The sequence below is a fragment of the Mycetohabitans endofungorum genome (assembly GCF_002927045.1).
In the GTDB taxonomy this organism is placed as follows: domain Bacteria; phylum Pseudomonadota; class Gammaproteobacteria; order Burkholderiales; family Burkholderiaceae; genus Mycetohabitans; species Mycetohabitans endofungorum.
In genome coordinates, this window is sequence record NZ_PRDW01000075.1 from 1 (window position 1) to 1,027 (window position 1,027).

Below are 1,027 nucleotides of genomic sequence, written 5' to 3' on the forward strand. Positions count from 1 at the left end.
AGGCAGGTTGCCGCTATCGTTCGCACAGCAGCGGCTGTGGTTCCTCGCGCAGCTTGATGGGGCCAGTGAGTCATATCATATTCCGCTGGCGCTGCGCGTGCGCGGGCCGCTTGATCGGGCCGCATGGCAACAGGCATTGGATGCGCTGTTCGCGCGTCATGAAGCGCTGCGCTTGACGTTTGTGAGCGTTGACGGTCAGCCGCAGGTGCAATTGCTGCCGGCGGACAGGGGTGTGCCGCTGCGCTGGCATGATCTGCGCGGCGTGTCCGATGCCGACGCGCAGCTGTCGCGTTTGACCGCCGATGAAGCGTGCGCGCCGTTCGATCTGGCGCGTGGTCCGCTGATGCGCGCATGCGTGATCCAATTGGCCGACGACGAGCACGTACTGGTGCTGACAAAGCACCATATTGTATCGGACGGCTGGTCGATCGGCGTGCTGGTGCGGGAATTGAATGCGCTATACACGGCCGCTTGTACAGGCCAACCGGATCCCTTGCCGCCATTGGCGGTTCAGTATCCGGACTATGCGGCCTGGCAGCGTCAGTGGCTCACGGGTGAGCGGCTGCAGGCGCAAAGCGACTATTGGCGCGCGACGCTGGCGGACGCGCCGGTGCTGCTGGCGCTACCGACCGATCGGCCGCGCCCGGTACAACAGTCGTTTGCCGGTGCGCACGTGCCGGTGCAGATCGATGCATCGACCACGCAAGCGCTCAAGCGCTTGAGCGCTGAGCATGGCACGACCCTGTTTATGACGGTGCTTGCCGCATGGAGCGCGGTGCTCGCGCGCCTGTCGGGCCAGGACGATGTGGTCATCGGCACGCCCAGCGCAAACCGGGGGCATGCTGCGATCGAGCCGTTGATCGGCTTTTTTGTCAATACGTTGGCGTTGCGTGTGAATCTGGAGGGCGAACTGACGACCACGCAACTGCTCGAGCGCGTGCGGCGCACGACGTTGGACGCGCAAGCGCATCAAGACCTGCCGTTCGAGCAAGTGGTTGAGATCGTACAGCCGCCGCGCCGGCTCGAT

General features: G+C 64.6%; 1 protein-coding gene. It reads left to right on the forward strand.

The window, feature by feature from the left end:
• A partial coding sequence (locus B0O95_RS15250; protein WP_233203464.1) for a condensation domain-containing protein occupies positions 1 to 1,027 on the forward strand: 1,027 nt, incomplete at both ends.